This is a genomic window from Actinoplanes sp. CA-051413, assembly GCF_050955795.1.
Lineage (GTDB): Bacteria > Actinomycetota > Actinomycetes > Mycobacteriales > Micromonosporaceae > Actinoplanes.
The window spans coordinates 7,049,521-7,067,500 of record NZ_CP192100.1 but is presented as its reverse complement, the minus strand read 5'-3'; the positions used below and the strand labels follow the sequence as shown (position 1 = coordinate 7,067,500).

The following is a 17,980-nucleotide window of genomic DNA, read 5'->3' as shown; positions in this document are numbered from 1 at the left end:
AAGGGTTCCAGGGCCAGGCTAATCCGCCCTGGGTGAGTCGGGGCCTAAGGCGAGGCCGAGAGGCGTAGTCGATGGATAACGGGTTGATATTCCCGTACCCGCAAAGGAGCGCCCAAGACGAACCTTGTTGTGCTAACCACGCGAAGCGCCGGCGACTTTCGGGTCAAGGGTGTGGAGTCTGGGAACCTGGCAGGTAGTAGTTTAGCGATGGGGTGACGCAGGAAGGTAGCTGATCCCGGCCGGTGGTTGTGCCGGGGTAAGCGTGTAGGCCGTGTCATAGGCAAATCCGTGACACATGAGGCTGAGACGTGATGCCGAGCCGATTCAGGTGAAGTCAGTGATCCTATGCTGCCGAGAAAAGCCTCTAGCGATGTTCCGAGCGGCCCGTACCCCAAACCGACACAGGTGGTCAGGTAGAGAATACCGAGGCGACGGGCGAACTGTGGTTAAGGAACTCGGCAAATTGCCCCCGTAACTTAGGGAGAAGGGGGGCCGGACGCGTGAAGCCCCTTGCGGGTGGAGCGTGGTATGGCCGCAGAGAGCAGGGGGAAGCGACTGTTTACTAAAAACACAGGTCCATGCCAAGTCGTAAGACGATGTATATGGACTGACGCCTGCCCGGTGCTGGAACGTTAAGGGGACCTGTTAGCCTTTCGGGGCGAGGCGGAGAACTTAAGCGCCAGTAAACGGCGGTGGTAACTATAACCATCCTAAGGTAGCGAAATTCCTTGTCGGGTAAGTTCCGACCTGCACGAATGGCGTAACGACTTCCCCACTGTCTCAACCACAGGCCCGGCGAAATTGCAGTACGAGTAAAGATGCTCGTTACGCGCGGCAGGACGGAAAGACCCCGGGACCTTTACTATAGCTTGACATTGGTATCCGAATGTAATTGTGTAGGATAGGTGGGAGCCTGTGAAGTCCGGACGCCAGTTCGGGTGGAGGCAATCTTGAAATACCACTCTGTTGGATTTGGGTATCTAACTTGCGGCCCTGATCGGGTCGAGGGACAGTGTCTGGTGGGTAGTTTAACTGGGGCGGTTGCCTCCTAAAAGGTAACGGAGGCGCCCAAAGGTTCCCTCAGCCTGGTTGGCAATCAGGTGTTGAGTGTAAGTACACAAGGGAGCTTGACTGTGAGACTGACAGGTCGAGCAGGGACGAAAGTCGGGACTAGTGATCCGGCACTTGCGAGTGGAAGCGGTGTCGCTCAACGGATAAAAGGTACCCCGGGGATAACAGGCTGATCTTCCCCAAGAGTCCATATCGACGGGATGGTTTGGCACCTCGATGTCGGCTCGTCGCATCCTGGGGCTGTAGCAGGTCCCAAGGGTTGGGCTGTTCGCCCATTAAAGCGGTACGCGAGCTGGGTTTAGAACGTCGTGAGACAGTTCGGTCCCTATCCGCCGTGCGCGTTGGATACTTGAGAAGGGCTGTCCCTAGTACGAGAGGACCGGGACGGACGAACCTCTGGTGTGCCAGTTGTCCCGCCAGGGGCACGGCTGGTTGGCTACGTTCGGAAGGGATAACCGCTGAAAGCATCTAAGCGGGAAGCTCGCTTCGAGATGAGGTATCCCACCACCTTGAGTGGGTAAGGCTCCCAGCTAGACGACTGGGTTGATAGGCCGGAGATGTAAGCCTAGTAATAGGTTCAGTCGACCGGTACTAATAGGCCGAGGGCTTAACTACACCAAACTTGATGTTCGACCGCGTCCACTGTGTGATTCACAGCAAACAACCACCCCACCCCAGGGAACAAGCCGAACGTTGGTTTGGTTCTGGGGGTGCAGGGAGTGTTGTGTCGCTGATAGCTGTTTCGGTGGTTATAGCGGAGGGGAAACGCCCGGTCTCATTCCGAACCCGGAAGCTAAGCCCTCCAGCGCCGATGGTACTGCACTCGGGAGGGTGTGGGAGAGTAGGACGCCGCCGGACTCAACGTACAGTCGAGGGCCTTCCCCATAGGGGTTGGCCCTCGACTGCTTTTGTGCGTCAGGGCCCTAGTAGCGTTGGGTGGACGCGCGCTCGACCCGCGCCCCCGCGGCTTGATGGCTGGGCCGGCACCTGAACGACCTTGTACTACCCGTAGTGATCTGCTCCGTACTTGATGTGCTCCGGCGGCCCCGCCGATGTTGTGAGGGCCTCGCCGAACTTGGAAGGACTTGACCCGTGAACCCAGGACCGCAGGACGGCGGCTCCAGCAACCGCGACGACGAAGGCCGGGACGGCCGCGGTCGCGACGGAGGCTCCGGCGCGAACCCCCGCGGTGACCGGGGAGACCGAGGCGGCCCGCGCCGCGAAGGTGGCTTCCGGGCCGGCGGTGACCGGGGCGGCTTCCGAGGCGGCGACCGCGACCGGGGAGGTTCGTCCGGCGGCGGCGACCGCGGTGGCTTCCGTGGCGGTGACCGTGACCGTGGTGGTTACCAGGGTGGCGGTGACCGGGGTGGCTCGTCCGGTGGTTACCAGGGTGGCGGTGACCGGGGTGGCTCGTCCGGTGGTTACCGCAGCGGCGGGGACCGCCCGCAGGGTGGCGGCTACCAGGGTGGCGGCGACCGCGGCGGCTTCCGCAGCGGCGGCGACCGTCCCCAGAGTGGCGGCTTCCGTAGCGGCGGCGATCGTCCCCAGGGCGGTGGCTTCCGTAGCGGTGGTGATCGTCCGCAGGGTGGCGGTTTCCGCAGTGGCGGCGATCGTCCGCAGGGTGGTGGCTTCCGTGGCGGTGACCGTGACCGTGGCGGGTACCAGGGTGGCGGCGACCGGGGTGGCTCGTCCGGTGGTTACCGCAGCGGCGGGGACCGCCCGCAGAGTGGCGGCTACCAGGGTGGCGGCGACCGCGGCGGCTTCCGCAGCGGCGGCGACCGTCCCCAGAGTGGCGGCTTCCGTGGCGGCGGCGACCGTCCCCAGAGTGGCGGCTTCCGCAGCGGCGGCGACCGTCCCCAGGGTGGCGGCTTCCGTGGCGGTGACCGTGACCGTGGCGGTTACCAGGGCGGTAGCGACCGGGGCGGCGACCGCGGAGGTTTCCGCAGTGGCGGCGATCGCCCGCAGAGTGGTGGCTTCCGTGGCGGAGACCGTGACCGTGGTGGATCCCAGGGTGGCGGCGACCGCGGCGGTTTCCGTAGCGGTGGCGACCGGCCCCAGGGCGGCGACCGTGGTGGATACCAGGGTGGCGGCGACCGGGGCGGGTTCCGCAGTGGCGGTGACCGTCCGCAGGGTGGTGGCTTCCGCGGTGGCGACCGTGACCGTGGTGGCTACCAGGGTGGCGGCGACCGGGGCGGCTATCGCAGCGGTGGCGACCGTCCGCAGGGTGACCGTCCCCAGGGCGGTGACCGCGGCGGCTTCCGCAGTGGTGGCGACCGTCCGCAGGGTGGTGGCTTCCGCGGCGGTGACCGTGACCGTGGTGGTTACCAGGGTGGTGGCGACCGGGGCGGCTATCAGGGTGGCGGCGATCGGGGTGGCTACCGCGGTGGCGACCGCTCCGACAGCGGCCCGCGCAGCAGCTTCCAGGGTGGTTCCGGTGGCGGCTACCGGGGCGACCGTCCCCAGAGCGGCGACCGTGGCGGCTACCAGGGTGGCGGCGACCGTGGCGGCTACCAGGGTGGCGGCGACCGTGGCGGCTACCGCGGTGGCGACCGGCCGGGCAACCGCCCCGACGGCGGCTACCGAGGCGACCGTCCCCAGGGCGACCGTCCGCAGGGAGACCGTCCCCAGGGCGGTGACCGCGGTGGTTTCCGCAGCGGCGGTGACCGTCCGCAGGGCGGCGGCTACCAGGGTGGCGGCGACCGCGGCGGATACCGCGGTGGCGACCGTCCCGCCGGCGACCGCGGCCCCCGCGACGGCGGCTTCCGCGACCGCGCACCTCGCGACGACCGCGCACCCCGCGACGACCGCGGCCCTCGCCCGGACCGGGCGCCTCGTGACGACCGCGGCCCGCGCGACGACCGCAGCTTCCGCAACGACCGCCCGGCCCGTGACGACAGGGCACCCCGCGACGACCGGTCGACCCGTGACGACAGGGCACCCCGGGACGATCGCGAGCCTCGGGATGACCGTGGGCCTCGGGGTGAGCGTGGCTTCGAGCAGCCTGATCTGCAGCAGCCCGCGTTCCGGGCGCCTGAGCTGCCTGAGGACGTTGTCGCGACGGATCTCGACAAGGAGGTTCGCGCCGAGCTGCTGAGCCTGTCCCGGGACACCGCCGACCTGGTCGCGCGGCATCTCGTGGCCGCCGGTCAGATCATTGACGAGGATTCGGAGCTGGCGCTTCAGCACGCCATCGCCGCGCGGCGGATGGCTTCGCGGATCGCTGTGGTGCGGGAGGCCGTCGGGCTTGCCGCGTACGCCGTGGGGGACTGGACCACCGCGATTGCCGAGCTGCGCACGTACCACCGGATGACGGGGCGGCAGACGCACCTGGCCGAGCTGGCCGACTGTGAGCGGGCCCTGGGCCGGCCGGAACGGGCGATTGATCTGTTCCGTGGTGCGGACAAGGACACCCTCGACAAGGCGGGCGCGATCGAGCTGCTCATCGTGGCCGCCGGCGCCCGTGGTGACCTCGGTCAGCATGACGCCGCTGTGGCGATGTTGCAGGTTCGGGAGCTGACCGCTGACGAGGACGCCGAGTGGGCGGTCCGCCTGCGGTACGCCTACGCCGACGCGCTGCTCGCTGCCGGCCGGCGGGACGAGGCCCGGGAGTGGTTCGCCCGGGCCGCGGCCGCCGACGAGGACAACCTGACCGACGCGGCCGAGCGGCTGCTCGAGCTGGACGGCGTCACGATCGAGGGCGACGAGCCCGAGGACGACGACGACCAGCCCGTCGAGACCCCGGCCGCCGCGGCGGAGACGGACGCCGACGAAGCGGATGAGGAATACCGCGACGAGGCGTTCGCCGACGAGGACGACGAAGATGACGGCGACGAGGACGACGAGGACGACGAGGACGACGACCTGGTCGAGGACGTCGACGCCGGCATCGACGAAGACCAGGTGACGGAGGCCAAGACCGCCGAGCCGGAGGCCAAGACCGCCGACAGCGCGATCACCGGTGAGGACGCGGAGGCCAAGGCCACCGACGTCGAGGTCACCGGCGAGGCGGCGAAGGACGAGGAAGAGGCGGCGGAGGACAAGGACCAGACCGGCGAGATCGACGGCGAGCGCCCGGCGAAGGGCGACAAGGAGCCGGAGGCGTGAGCCTGGTTGACGCGTACGACCTGGTCATCTTTGACCTGGACGGCGTCATCTACCTGATCGACAAGCCGATCGACGGGGCAGCTGAGGCAGTCGAGCGGCTGCGCTCGGCCGGCACGGCCATCGCGTACGCGACCAACAACGCGTCGCGGCGGGCCCCCGATGTCGCCGCGCTGCTCACCGGTATGGGGGTTTCCGCCGCCGCCGACGAGGTGCTGACCTCGGCCGGTGCGGCGGCCGCCCTGCTGGCCCAGCGGCTGCCCGCCGGCGCCCCGGTGCTCGTTGTCGGGGCGGAGGCGTTGCGGGCCGAGGTTCGCGATGCCGGGCTGGTTCCGGTCGAGCGGTTCGAGGACGAGCCGGTGGCCGTCGTGCAGGGTTACGGCCCGGACGTCGGCTGGAAGGTGCTGGCCGAGGCTTCCCTCGCGGTTCGCGCCGGGGCGCTGTGGATGGCGACCAACACCGACCGCACCCTGCCGAGCCCGCGTGGCCCGCTGCCGGGCAACGGTTCGCTGGTGTCGGTGCTGCGGACCGCGCTGAACCGCGAGCCTGATGTGGTGGTGGGCAAGCCGGCGCCGGCGTTGTTCGAGACCGCGGCGTCGCTGTCGAAGTCGCAGCGGCCACTCGCCGTCGGCGATCGGCTCGACACCGACATCGAGGGCGCGGTCGGCGCAGGCATGGACAGTCTGCTGGTGCTGACCGGTGTCAGCGGGCCGGCGGAGCTGCTTTCGGCCCCGCCGGAGCGGCGGCCGACGTTCGTGGCGGCAGACCTGTCCGGTCTGTTCGGTCCGGCGCCCGCGGCACGGCTCGCTGCCGGCACTGACGAGCTCGGCGGCTGGCGGCTGGTCGACGGCAAGCTCGACGGCTCCGGTGATCCGGTCGACGCGTTGCGGTTGCTGACCGGCTTCGTCTGGGACGGCGGCAAGGCGCAGGCCGGCTCGGACGCGGCCCGGGAGCTCTTCGCCGCCTGGGGTCTGTAACCGCTGCTCGTGAACTGTCGTTGATCCCCCGTGGGCACCACGCCTACGGGGGATTTCCGTGTCCGGGGCAGCCGGAGATAGTGGACTCCCAGAGTCCGACGGGAGTCGACAGTCAGTGGCTGCAAGCGCGCACAAGGACATGAATTCCCCGCGGCGGGGGCTGCTGATCTGGCTCTCCGGCGCCGACCCCGACACCCTCTCGCGGAGCCCCCGCGAGAAACGCAAATACTCCGGGCTGGGCGGCGTCGTGCTGACCACGGCGGCGATGGCCGGGCTCTCCGCGGGCTTCGCCCTGCACACCGGGGTACGGGCCCCGCTGGCCGTCTCCGTCCTCATCGGAGTCCTGTGGGCGCTGGCCATCGCCAACCTGGACCGCTGGCTGGTGGCCGCGGCGGGCCGGCGTGAGCTGTGGTGGCAGAACCTCGCCACGCTCGTACCGCGGATCCTGCTGGCGCTGGTCATCGGCGCCGTGGTCTCGACGCCGCTGGTGTTGTGGATCTTCCAGCGGGAGATCCAGGCCCAGCTCACCATCACCCAGCAGGTCGAACGCAACACCTACGAGCAGAAGCTGCGGTCCGACACGCGCTTCGCCGTCATCCCCGCGCTGCAGGCCGAGGTCACCAAGCTCCAGCAGGTCGCGGCCGGTTCGCTGGTGCAGGACCTGGTCGGCCAGGACCCGGAGGTCAAGCGGGACCAGGCCGAGTACGACGCGCTGGAGAAGCGGTACAGCGAGGCGCGGGCCAAGGCGATCGCCGAGTTCGACGGCTCCGACGGCACCAAGCAGAAGGGTGGCGGGCCGGCGTACAAGACGAAGCTGCGGGCCGCCGGTGAGTTGCGGGAGCAGCGGGACGCCGCCAAGGAGAAGCTGGAACGGTCCCGGAGTGCCGCCGCGCAGCGGCAGGCGTCCACGAGCACCAAGGAACAGGCGACCGCGCAGACCGAGCTGGCCACCAAGGAAGCGGAGCTGGCCCGGCTCAAGAGCCAGAAGCAGGCCGAGGAGGACCGCTACCTGATCGACAGCGGCAACGACCGGGGCCTGCTCGCCCAGCTGGAGGCGCTGAGCCAGATCACGGACAGCAACACCACGCTGAAGACGGCGTACCTGACGCTGCTGCTGTTCATCACCGCGATCGAGATCCTGCCGGTGCTGACCAAGTTCCTGCTGAACATCGGACCGCCGACCGCGTACGACGAGATCCTGGCCACCGCGGAGAAGAGTGACGTGGAGGCGGCGCGGACGCGGATCGAGTTCGAGCGGGAGCAGGAACGTCAGGAGCTCGAGGCGCGGGCGTTGCGGCAGGAGCAGATCCGCAAGGAGACCGCCGGCCGGGAGACGCAGGTGGAGACCGAGATCCGTAAGCGGGAGCTGGACCGGTGGCACGGTGAGGAACTGCACCGGCTGAATGGCGCTCCGGCGACTGAGACGGCTACCCGCCGTACGCTGCGTTTTCCGGGCCCGCGCCGGGTCAAGCCGGACCGGACCGGCTACAACGACTGGCCGGCGGACGAGTCGGCCACCCGGCCGGCGAACCCGGGGACGTCGGTGGCCGTGCCCGATCCGGAGGCCGAGGGCGACACCGACGCCACGATGCCGAGGTGGCGCTTTAAGTGACGTGAGGGGGGAGAGCCGGGCGGCTCTCCCCTTCTGCGTCTCAGCGGCTGAAGTAGACAGTGGCGACCAACTTGCCGCCGGGTGAGCTTTCGCGGGCATCAACCAGCTGGAACGGTACGTCCATCAGATCCGAGGATCGCTGGAGCGCCTTCGCCAGGTCATCCGCCCGGCTCAGGTCGTTGCCGTAGTCCACGAGCGTGACCCCGACCGGGACAGCGCCCGGTGGCCGGGTCTGGTCGAACTGCTGGCGGAACTTCTGCTCGTCGTCGGTGCGGGATCCGGGCGCGAGTGGCGGCAGATCGATCGTCTTCGGTGGCAGGCGGACGGGTCTCGTCGGCGCCGGTGCCGCCCGGGTCGGCTGCGGCGGCACGGGCGCGGCCCCGTCGGTACGGGTGGCGATGAACGCGCCGGCGGAGACGAGCACCGTGACGGCGACAACACTCCCAGCGAGATACACGGGTCCCCGGCCGGCGAACCGCTGCCGCAGACCCCTGCCCTGCCGTCCCGGCGCGCGCGGGGAGATGGTTTTGAAACTGCCAGTGTCCTGGCCCCAGGCCAGCGGCTGGGTCGCCGGTGCTGGTCCGCTGGTGGCCAGCTTCAGCGCGGTGGCGACCTGGGACGAGGCGTTGTTGTCATAGCCGATGACCCGGCAGCGCTGCACGAGGGAGCTCGTGCGGGGCGCCTCCGGATCGAGCTCCAGCAGGGCTTCCAGGGCGCCGTACATCATGCGCTGCAACCGGGTCGAGCGGCCGCCCGCGAGCTGCTGCTGCACGGTGTCGAGCATGGTGTCGATCCACTGCTCGTCGCAGCGGCCCTGCAGGGCAGTACGGGTGAGGTCCCGCGCGAGCCGCTGGAGCACGTCCGGTTCCGTGCCCGCCCGCGGTGTCTCCATGGCCGACAGCCACAGCATGGTCCCCACGGCCTGGCTGGGCAGCGGCTGCAACTGCTTGGTCAGGGAGCCCAGGAACCGCAGCGGTTTGGCTGCCAGGACCACCTCGTCGTGCGCGGCCTGGGTGTAGACCAGATGCTCGTTGAGCTCGCCGACGACGATGCCCGCGTCCGGCGGGAAGTACTCGCTGTCGGCCTGCGTGGTGAGGCCCAGCCGCTTGAGCCACGCGCGGGCGGCGACCCGGTCCTTCAGGTCGCACAGCACGCCGGAGCGGGCGATCCAGCCCTCGGTGACCGACCGCAGGCGCTTGGGCTGCGGATAGGCGCTCAGCAGCAGGGTGGCCAGCCGCTCGTGCCAGGCCGTCAGCTCCGGCCGGTCCGCGGTGGGCAGGCCCAGGATGTTGTCCGGCCGGTCGTCCTGCGCCCGGACCACGCCGGTGAGCAGGGCCTGCTCCAGCGGCGCACTCAGCTCCTCCCGCAACACGCGGACCGCCTCCACCGGCTCCTTGCCGGCCCACTCCGTGACCAGCGGCAGGTGGCCCTCGGCCAGCCGCCGGCGACCGCCGGGCGTCTGCATCATGGACGGCACGTCGTGCCACTCCGGTACGTGATTGGCGTGGCCCAGCTCGACCAGCATCTCGTCGAGGGTGAGCTCGCCCCGCAACAGATCGGGGTCGGGGCGTTTACCCGTCGCGGCGTAGTGCACCAGGTACTCGAAACCCCGCCGTACGGCAGCAGTGCCCAGCCTGGTCTTGATCTCCTCCTCGGTCACCGGGCCGCGGCGGAACCACTGGTCGATGCTGTCCGCCCGGTGCGGTTCCTGGCGGCGGAAGTCCGCCGGCCAGCCGCCGGCCACGACCCGCAGCTCGGGGGAGTCCGGGCGTTGCAGCATGCACGTCGACCAGGACCAGGTGCGCAGCTCGCGTTCGGGCAGCACGCGCAGAACAGCCGGGATGATCGCCGCGATCTGCGCCGGGTCGCCGTCCACCGGGACGGCGGCCTGCCGGGTCACGATGCCGCCGAGCACCTGCATCACGACGGTCTGGAAGCGCTCGTCGTCCGGGAGCGCCGGCCGGTCCTCCGCGGCGAGCTCGGTGCCGGCGGTCCAGGCGTCCAGGGCTGACATGCCCTCGGCCGCGAACGCGAAGCGGCAGGTGCCGGCGACCCCGAACGGCCCCCGGCGGCCCTGCACGACGAAGCACCACAGGCGGCGGCCCTGCACGGCGACGCGGCGCAGCGTCCACACCGGATGGCCGTCCGTCGAGCGAATGCCCTCGGGCGGCTGGCTCAGATCCGCCTGCAGCAGCCGTTCGGCGGCGGCCCAGTATTCGCGGGGCGCCGCCGGGCCCACGTCGTGCGGGCTGAAGCCCCGGCCGGTCAGGTCGGCCCACTGCACCATGATCATGCCGTCGGTCATCTACGAGCCCTCCCAAGAACGGCCAGCAGGAGTTGGGTCAGTGCGGCGGCGCGGTCGTCGACGCGGGGGAAACGGTCGCGCGGGTTGAGCGGCTTGAGCCGGATGTCGTCCACCGCGATCGGTACGGTGGCCAGCGGCGAGCACAGGAAGAACCGCAGGGTGATCCACGGTTCGCGGTGCATCCGGAACAGGGCGCTCTGCTGGCCGAGGCCGTACGCGAGCCCGCAGCCGACCGCCGACATGATCAGGTCCCGCAGCAGGATCAGGGCGCCGGAACCGGGCTGCAGGGCGCTGTCGAGATGCTCGTCGATCGAGGGGACCCGGACGTGCTGCGGCACCTCGCTGGTCATGTCCCCGCGCGGGATGCTGACCTCGTTGTCGGTGCCGACGTGCACCAGCTTCCAGAACTCCTCGGGCTGCGAGAAGTGGTCCAGCAGCCCGCGCGCCACCTGCACGGCGCGGCGCTGCCGTACGGCGGGTTCGGGGTTGTGCGCGCCCCAGATGTAGGTCAGCAGCTGGGTGGCGCCCGGATCGGCACCCGCGCCGCGCGACCAGCGGTCCATCGCGACGGACAGATAGGTCGCCGTGCCGCGTTCGACCTCGCCGGGTGCGCCGATGTCACGCAGGTCGAGGCCGGGCTTCTCCAGCGCCGCGCGGATCAGGTCGCACTTGCTGATCGCCACCAGCATCTGCAACGGCCGGCCCTCGTTGGTCGCGAACAGCCCGTCGACCATGGTGATCTGCAACCCGATGTCGTCCTGGATGGACTCGCGGTTGCCGCGCACGATGTCGGCGCCGGACGCCTTGACCGTGCCGGGCCGCAGGCTGCCGTCGAGCAGCAGCCGCTCCTCGGCGACCGACTCCGTCGCCATCCACTCGGGCGCGTTCGGGGCCACCGCCGGGTCGACGACCCAGAGCAGCGCGTCGAACGAGCGCAGCATCCCGGCCTCGCGGCGGTTGGTGCCGTGCTCGTCGAACAACTCACCGGGCAGGTCGGCCACCCCGGTCCAGGTGCGCCGGCCGGCGCTGTCGGTGCGTACCACCAGCGGCTGGCGGAACTGCTTGCCCCACTGCTGGGCGCGGCGTTCGCCGTCGACGACCGTACGCCGGACGAGCTCCTGGATCGCCGCGAGCGCGTCCCGCAGCTGGTCCTGGAGCATGCCGGCCGGGGTGGCCTGGCCGTCCGTACCGGTGGGCTGGATCGCCTCCCCGGTCTGCCGGGTGTCGTTGTACTTGCTGATCCGCGAGGTCAGCGGCAGTTCCTCCAGCGGGCTGAGCTTGCGCAGCCGGATCCGGCCCGGATCGTCCTGGGCGTCCCACCGGGTCAGGTTGTCGAGGTTCTGCTTCAGCGTCCGGACCAGCAGGTACGTCTTGCCGCTGGCCGGCGCGCCCATGGCCGCGACCATGTTCCACTCGTCGATGTTCTGGCGGGCCTCGTCCGGACGGCGGGCCGGACCGGCCCGGAAGACGGGCGTGGCGTCGGGGAAGATGTGCCCGCCGCCGCAGAGCAGGTAGACGAAGTCGACCTCGTGCTGGTTGAAGGCGGGATCCAAGGACTCCGCCGGGCGGTAGTTGCCGGCCAGCATCGTCACCCGCCACGGCATCCCGTTGCGGCCGTCGGGCGCGCCGACCTCGAGCCGGAACGACGGCGGCATCATGAACCGGCCGGTCTCCGGGTCCAGCGGCGGCTGGGCGGCACCGAGCAGCTGCCGGCACACCGGGCAGGTGCTGCCGAAGCGGCTGGTCGGGTCCTCCGGCGGCGGGGGCGGCTTCGACCAGCGCATCAGCCGGCCATCCAGACGACCAGGAACGACAGCACGGCCGCGCCGCTGCCCAGCACCAGGCCGGCGGTGGTGCCCCAGCGGCTCCCGGTCCGCGCGGCCACCCCGAGGTAACCGGCCACGCCGGCCTCGACCTCCACGAACGCCGGCTGCCCGGCGCCGGGCGCGGCGTCGATCCAGTCGCCGAACTTGTGGCCGTACCCGGCGAAGTGCTCGTCGGGCTCGCCGCACTGCCGGGCCACCCGCTGCCGCAACGCCTCACGCCATGAACGGTTCACGTCATCCCCCGCCCGCCAGAACTCCCAGCGCCGCCCCGGCGACGACGCAACCGACCACCCAGATCGACAACCAGAGCGCGGCCCGGCGCAGTGCCACCGCTTGCGCCTGGCGGCCGATCGCGTCGTACGCCCGGTGCACCCGCTCGGGCCGCGTGGCCGGACCGTGCTGGGCGTACGCGCGGATCTGCTCGATGGCGCCGGCGAACGCGTACACCAGGTCGGTACGGGTGCCCGCCGCGACCGGAGCCGGCTCGTCCGCGCAACGCTGCTCGGCCGCGAACACCTCGGTCAGCCAGGACTGCGCCCACGGATGCGACGACTCGATGGCGATCTGCCCGCGCGGCCCGGTGCCGAACGGCTCGGCCAGCACGACGATCAACGGCTCCCAGCGGGGATCGGCCCAGTGCTCCCGCAGCGCCTTCAGCACCGCCTCCTCGCTGTCCGCCACGCGCTGCGCCGGGTTGTCGGGATCCGTGTGCAGCAGCGTGTGTTCCACCCAGTGCCGGCCGGCGAGCGCACACAGCACCACGATCAGGAAACCGAAGCGGTCCTGGGCGTAGAGCAGGCCGGGCGTGAGGTTCCAGCCGCGGGCGGTGTCGTGCCGCATGCGACGGATGCCGCCGTACTCGTAGAGTTCGGTGCCGCGCAGGACGGCCGGCGGCGGGTCGGCCTGGGTGGCGGCGTCCGTGTCGATCAGCACGTAACCGCTGCTGTCCTGGTTGGCGCACCAGCAGACGTTCTCCGGCTTGATGTCGCAGTGCGCCCACTTGAGCTGGTGCAGCTGGTCCAGGCCGGCGGCGAGCAGCCGGAAGTCGCCCAGGTGCTCGGTGCCGGGCCAGCGCCGTACCGGCTCCCAGCGCAACAGGTCGATCTGCGGGGAGACGGCCAGCAGGTAGAGGTCGGGGCGGGCGCCCTCGCCGATCCACGACGGCAACCGGCGGTGCAGCTGCGCGACGATCTGATCGGACGGGGTGCCGAGCCGGGTGGTGACCGCGCCGGAGAGCTGTTCGAGCTGGCCGTCACCGCGGACCACCTGCACCGGCACCACCGCCCAGGGCGGCTCGACCGGGGTACGGCGGTCCGTACCCCCGAGGTAGCGGTTGGCCCGCTGCAACGCCGTCGCCTGCTCGTGCAGGTGCTGGCGCAGCGCCTCGGCGTCACCGAGGTCCGCGCAGCCGTAGATCTTCACATGCCAGTCCGGCCAGCCGTTCCGCTCGTTCTTCGCGGTGGTGAAGATGACCTGCGTGTGGATGCGCCGCAGCTGACCGGTCGCACCGCCCCCGATCGGCGGCACGTCGAAGTCGACGCTCTTGCGTTCCCGCCCGCTGGGCGGGGCGACGGTCAGCAGCACCTGCCACTGCGGCCCGCTGAGGTCGATGACCATCGCGGGTTCGTCCGGATCAGCCATGGCCGCCCTCCCAGGCGAGGTGGTAGTCGAGCAGGGTGGACGACGCGGTGCCGTCCGTGTAACCGATCGAGCCGGCCGGCCCGGCCTGGATCAGCCGGCCGTCCGGGTGCAGCGGGGTGCCGTCGATCGTGACCAGGTAGTCGGGCCGGATCCGGGACCGGGCGAACTCGACGCGGTGGCCGTCGTGGCGCAGGTACAGCAGCTCGCCGCGGGGCAGGAAGGTGGCGTACTCGGGCAGGCGTACCGAGGCGTCGGGCCCGGCGCGGCCGGTCCAGCGGCCCAGGGGCACCCAGCCCGGGGCGGAGGCCAGGTGACAGACCCAGCGGAAGTCGGCCCCGTACCGCAAGGTCAGATGCGCGGTCGCGGGCGGGACGACCGGCGGCGGGTCTGTGCTGGTCAGGGGCAGGGTCTGTTTCGGCCTGGGCTGGGCCGGCGGCGTCTGCTTCGGCCTGGGCTGGGCCGGCGGCGTCTGCTTCGGCCTGGGCTGGGCCGGGGGCGGCGTCTGCTTCGGGGCGGGCAGGGCCGGGGGCTGGATGAGGAACTCGTGGCCGGGGTCGGGCAGCGCGGGGTCGACGGCGAAACCGACCGAGACGACCCGGGCCCGGGGCAGCTGCGCGTCGATGTGCTGGTGGACGATCCGGTGCACCTTGCCGCCGAACTCCCGGCTCATCGGGGTCCGGGTCAGCACGGACACCGAGATCCGCAACGAGCCCGGGTCCAGGCCACCCGCGTTGACGATCGTGCAATAGCGCCCGACCGCGCGCCGGAACGCATCGAGGACAGCCCGTTCGAAGCGGGCGTCGGCCGTACTCATCGGGTCTCTCCGATCGCTGTGCCCATCGCCGCGGCGAGCTGCCGGGCCCGCAGGCCGCCCCCGGCGTCGTCGCCCGCCTCCACGACGACCGCGTAGCCGAGGGGCCCGCGGGGTGTGTCCAGGAACCCGCCGGCCCACGAGTTCTGACCTGCGAAAACGCCGTTGTTGCCGCGGGCCGTCGCCGCCCGCAGCCGCCGGCTCGTCTCCGCGCTGAGTGCCTGTTCCGGGTCGACGGCGGCCACCGGCGTGGTGCGGCCGGTGGCCGGATCGGTGACGCTGCTGATCAGCCGCGGGTGCACGGCCCGGCCGCCGTTGGCGACCGCGGCCATGACCGCCGCCAGAGCCAGCGGGGTGCCGGCCAGCTGCGCCGACTCCCCGGCGTACGCGTCCAGACCGTCCACCGTGGGCACACAGGAGGCGGCGGTGCCGACGAGACGACCGGCCGGCCACGGATCGTTCGCGGGGCAGTCGCCGGTCTGCAGCCCGAAACGTTGGGCCTGGGCGGCGATCGCGGACCAGCCCAGACGGCCCGCGAGCGCGACGAACATGTCGTGGCAGGAGGCGGCGAGGGCGTCGGGCACCTCCGTACCCGGGCAGTCGTCACCGGCCGGCGGCTCGCCGGCGCGGTCGCTGTCCAGGTAGGCCGCGGCCACCACCACGTCGAACGCGGAACCGAGCCCGTAGCGGCGGCCGAAGCCCCGGTTGACCTGCGCGTCCGCGTCGGCGGCGGGAGCCGGTCGCGGGGCGTGCGACCAGCGCCAGCACGCGTCCTGACCGATGTCGTCCCGGCTGCGCCGCGGGCACCACGGATCGGGCCGGCCGTCCGCGAGCTGCCCCGCCGGATCCGGACGCACGTAGTAGTTGTGCGAAGCGGCGAACTTCCCGGCGGCCGCGGCCTCGGCGCGAGGAGGCTTGACCTTCGTGGGCGCGACCGGAGTGCTGGCGCTGACGAGCACGTCGCCGGTGGTGGCGTCCAGGACGACGATGCCGGCAGGGGTGCCACCGCGCAGTGCCTCGGCCGCGGCGTGCTGCCACCCGGGATCGAGCGTGAGGCGGACCTGGCCGTCGACGCGGCCGCCGGCCGGTGGGGGCAGCAGCCGGTCCCCGAGACCAGGCCCGGCGGTACCGGAGATCACGGCGGGATAGCTGCGTTCCACGATCCCTGCCGGGCCGCCGGCGACGCGGATGAGGCCGGTCAGATCCGCCGGGGTCAGTCCGGCCGGCCGGCTCGCGGGCGCCGGCTGCCAGCCGTCGCCGGTGCGGTCGAGGACAAAACCGGGCCGGTCGCCGAAGCGCAGCTCGACCCGGGTGCGGGCCTGGGCGATGAGGTCGGTCGAGCAGGCTGCCGGGTCGGGCGCCGGGGCGGTGAGTCCGGCGCGATCAGCGGTACGGGCTAGGCACGTGACGCGATGCGGGTCGTAGACAGCCGGCAATTGGAGACCGGCGAGCCGTGGCGCCGAGTAGGGGACGAGGGTCAGACCCGCCACGACGGCGACCATCGCACCGACCGTGACGAGCGATGTGCCGACGCGGGCCGGCTCGGCGGGCTCTGTCCCGGCTCCCGCTGCGGCTCCGGCCAGGGCTCCCGGTCCGGCTCCGGTCCCGGGTGCTGGCCGGCTTTGGGTGGCCGGGTTGGTCGTTCGCGTTGCGCGGTTTGCTGAGGTGCGGGCGGCCAGCAGGGTCAGGATGATGCCGAGCGCGACCGTGAGCGTCGACTGCCCGCCGCGGGACAGGAACGGTGCCGGGATGCCGGTGTGCGGCACCAGGTTGGCGGTCGCGGCGAGGACGAACAGGAACTGGCCGACGATCATCGCGCCCAGCCCGGCGCCGAACAGCATGGCCACCGGCGGGCGTCCGTAGCCGGGCGGGGGCGCGTTGGCCCGTACCAGTCCGGCGCCGAGCAGGACCACCAGCAGCCCGACGGCGATGACGACCAGCCCGCCGAGTTTGTTCCAGACGACGGCCAGCACGAAGTCGGTGGTCCCGGCGGTGACCGCCCCGGCGGCCGTGTCGCGCAGCCCGCGCCCCCAGAGCCCGCCGTCGGCGGTGGCCGCGATCGCCCGCGCGACCTGCGACCGCTCACTCTCCACATCGGCGGCCAGCGACCGCCGGCAGGGCACCTGACCGGCCGGGACCGCCGGGCCGGACTCCGTGCGCGCGTCGACGGCCATGCAGGGCGCGTCCCAGCGGAAGACCCAGGGATCGTTCCAGACCCGGCCCCGCTCCCCGACGTAGTCGGTGCTGAAAAGGCTCACGGACCCGACGATGCAAAGCACGGCAAGAGCAATGAAGATCCGGTACGCGGACAGCATCCTTACCGCCCACCCGGCCCGGCCGGGGTCCCCGCCCCGGTCCTGCTCCACGTTGCGCCGGGTGGCGGCCCAGGTCACGCCGAGCGTCATCAGCGCGGCGGGCACCACGGTGCCGAAGTCATGCCGCAACCCGCTGGCCACGGCGACCAGCCCGAACAGGGCAAGCGGCAAACCGAGGAAACGCCCGGCGCGATACAGCGCGCGCAAGGTGGAGCCCCGCCACACGCTGCCGGCGCCGTCGCGGATGTCCCGCCACGTGTCGAGGACACTGACGGCCCGGAACCGGAAGCTGTCCCGGGCCACCACGAAAGCCAGGGCGGCGAGCAGGAGAAGTTTCCCGTACTCGGGGGTGGCGACCGGCCCGGCAGTGAGCGCGACCGATCCGGAGCCGAAGAACAGTGGCAGGACGAACGGCAGGAGAACAACGCCGGCGAGCGTCGCGGACAGGGCGGCGGAGTGGATGTGTTCCAGGCTGTCGGTGCGGGTGGTCCAGTTGACGGCCCGGCGTGCCCGCTGAGCTCTGCTGCCGGCGGACCGGCTCAGCCAGGCGACAAGTCCGAGCACGACGGCGATCCCGAGCGCCGGCTGACCCAGCGCCGACCACGCCTGCCGCAGGGCGTCGGAGGCGAAACCGCTGGCGAACGTACCGCCCGGATCAGGAACCACGGCAAGCCGGACCACGAGCAGCGCGCCGAACTCCAGCAGCAGCGTCGAGACGACGAGTACGGCCAGCAGGGGCCCGGAGACGCTGAAGACCCGGCCGTCGTCGGACAGCCGCCCGCCCATCCGCAGCCCGGCGTGCCCCAGCCCGGCAACGGCAGCGACCACGGCCACGACCCAGAACGGGTACGGCGCACCGGCCAGCAGGAACGGCAGGGCCACGAGCATGTGCGGGACGAAGAGGGCGAGCGCGGGCCAGTCCCGCAGCCCCCGGCCCCGGACAACCTCAGGCCGCAACATCCACCGGGCGGCGCCGGCAACGCCCCAGAGAAGACCGGAAAGAACAACAAGGGTGCCGAGAGCCGGCCCGGTGACAAGATCCACGATGACGATGTGCTGACACCTCCGCCCGGGTATCTCAGCTCAGCGGGAATTCCCTCCGGAACCGTGCGGACGACGCAGCCGGGGATACAAAAGGTAAGCCAGCGGCGGCCGATCACGTAAACGGCCGAATGGCCCGGGGTGCGCTCGGAAGGGTGATGAGCCACGACCGGGGTAAGCGGAAAGGCTGGAGCGGGCGGGCCTTGGATCGTGGTAGGTGGTCGGCCTTACGGCTGTTGCGTGGCCAGGGATCGGCGGCGCGGTGCAGGTCGGGCGGGTG

Annotated in this window: 10 protein-coding genes and 2 rRNA genes (1 of these 12 cut by a window edge); 5 read left to right on the top strand and 7 right to left on the bottom strand. The window is 71.4% G+C overall.

The genetic code is table 11. The features are described from left to right. Window positions 1-1,686 (top strand): 23S ribosomal RNA (locus ACQP2Y_RS33175) (it extends 1,427 nt beyond the left edge of the window). A 126-nt stretch (window positions 1,687-1,812) separates the two neighbouring features. Then, a 5S ribosomal RNA gene (gene rrf / locus ACQP2Y_RS33170) occupies window positions 1,813-1,929 on the top strand. Between the two features lie 144 nt (window positions 1,930-2,073). Here the strand turns inward: rrf and ACQP2Y_RS33165 are convergent. After that, complete coding sequence (locus tag ACQP2Y_RS33165) at window positions 2,074-4,257, bottom strand: hypothetical protein (protein WP_433719702.1); 2,184 nt, start codon at window positions 4,255-4,257, stop codon at window positions 2,074-2,076. An 18-nt stretch (window positions 4,258-4,275) separates the two neighbouring features. On the opposite strand from ACQP2Y_RS33165, the gene ACQP2Y_RS33160 reads away from it, so the two are divergent. The 3 genes from ACQP2Y_RS33160 (at window position 4,276) to ACQP2Y_RS33150 (ending at window position 7,761) form a co-directional block, all read left to right on the top strand. Further along, window positions 4,276-5,175 carry a Replicase polyprotein 1ab gene (locus tag ACQP2Y_RS33160; protein WP_433719700.1) on the top strand — a complete coding sequence of 300 codons (900 nt, stop codon included), beginning with the start codon at window positions 4,276-4,278 and terminating at the stop codon, window positions 5,173-5,175. Continuing rightward, window positions 5,172-6,149, top strand: coding sequence for an HAD-IIA family hydrolase (locus tag ACQP2Y_RS33155; RefSeq protein ID WP_433719698.1), 978 nt, complete (start codon window positions 5,172-5,174; stop codon window positions 6,147-6,149). Before ACQP2Y_RS33160 ends, ACQP2Y_RS33155 begins: the two co-directional genes overlap by 4 nt. A 139-nt stretch (window positions 6,150-6,288) precedes the next feature. Beyond that, a complete protein-coding gene (locus ACQP2Y_RS33150) occupies window positions 6,289-7,761 on the top strand; it encodes a DUF4407 domain-containing protein (protein WP_433719695.1) in 1,473 nt (490 codons plus the stop codon). A 40-nt stretch (window positions 7,762-7,801) separates the two neighbouring features. Here the strand turns inward: ACQP2Y_RS33150 and ACQP2Y_RS33145 are convergent, their stop codons facing one another. The 6 genes from ACQP2Y_RS33145 to ACQP2Y_RS33120 are packed head-to-tail and all read right to left on the bottom strand — an operon-like array spanning window position 7,802 to window position 17,703. Beyond that, window positions 7,802-10,066: a hypothetical protein gene (locus ACQP2Y_RS33145; RefSeq protein ID WP_433719693.1), complete on the bottom strand. Its 2,265-nt coding sequence runs from the start codon at window positions 10,064-10,066 to the stop codon at window positions 7,802-7,804. Beyond that, window positions 10,063-11,850 (bottom strand): hypothetical protein, encoded by a 1,788-nt coding sequence (locus tag ACQP2Y_RS33140; RefSeq protein ID WP_433719691.1) that lies wholly within the window; start codon window positions 11,848-11,850, stop codon window positions 10,063-10,065. The genes ACQP2Y_RS33145 and ACQP2Y_RS33140 overlap by 4 nt, the downstream gene beginning before the upstream one ends. Next, the gene (locus tag ACQP2Y_RS33135; protein ID WP_433719688.1) at window positions 11,850-12,125 is read right to left on the bottom strand and encodes a hypothetical protein; all 276 of its coding nucleotides are present in this window, start codon (window positions 12,123-12,125) and stop codon (window positions 11,850-11,852) included. The genes ACQP2Y_RS33140 and ACQP2Y_RS33135 overlap by 1 nt, the downstream gene beginning before the upstream one ends. Before the next feature lies 1 nt (window position 12,126). After that, entirely contained in the window at window positions 12,127-13,533 is a 1,407-nt protein-coding gene (locus ACQP2Y_RS33130; protein ID WP_433719685.1) for a hypothetical protein, read from the bottom strand. Then, complete coding sequence (locus ACQP2Y_RS33125) at window positions 13,526-14,347, bottom strand: hypothetical protein (RefSeq protein WP_433719682.1); 822 nt, start codon at window positions 14,345-14,347, stop codon at window positions 13,526-13,528. Before ACQP2Y_RS33125 ends, ACQP2Y_RS33130 begins: the two co-directional genes overlap by 8 nt. Beyond that, window positions 14,344-17,703: an FtsW/RodA/SpoVE family cell cycle protein gene (locus tag ACQP2Y_RS33120; protein WP_433719679.1), complete on the bottom strand. Its 3,360-nt coding sequence runs from the start codon at window positions 17,701-17,703 to the stop codon at window positions 14,344-14,346. Before ACQP2Y_RS33120 ends, ACQP2Y_RS33125 begins: the two co-directional genes overlap by 4 nt. Window positions 17,704-17,980: the final 277 nt, after the last annotated feature.

Bases quoted from the DNA above. Each gene is read 5' to 3' on its own strand.
- ACQP2Y_RS33160 (WP_433719700.1), top strand. From the start codon at position 4,276: ATGGCTTCGCGGATCGCTGTGGTGCGGGAGGCCGTCGGGCTTGCCGCG.
- ACQP2Y_RS33150 (WP_433719695.1), top strand. From the start codon at position 6,289: ATGAATTCCCCGCGGCGGGGGCTGCTGATCTGGCTCTCCGGCGCCGAC.
- ACQP2Y_RS33145 (WP_433719693.1), bottom strand. From the start codon at position 10,066: ATGACCGACGGCATGATCATGGTGCAGTGGGCCGACCTGACCGGCCGG.
- ACQP2Y_RS33140 (WP_433719691.1), bottom strand. From the start codon at position 11,850: ATGCGCTGGTCGAAGCCGCCCCCGCCGCCGGAGGACCCGACCAGCCGC.
- ACQP2Y_RS33130 (WP_433719685.1), bottom strand. From the start codon at position 13,533: ATGGCTGATCCGGACGAACCCGCGATGGTCATCGACCTCAGCGGGCCG.
- ACQP2Y_RS33125 (WP_433719682.1), bottom strand. From the start codon at position 14,347: ATGAGTACGGCCGACGCCCGCTTCGAACGGGCTGTCCTCGATGCGTTC.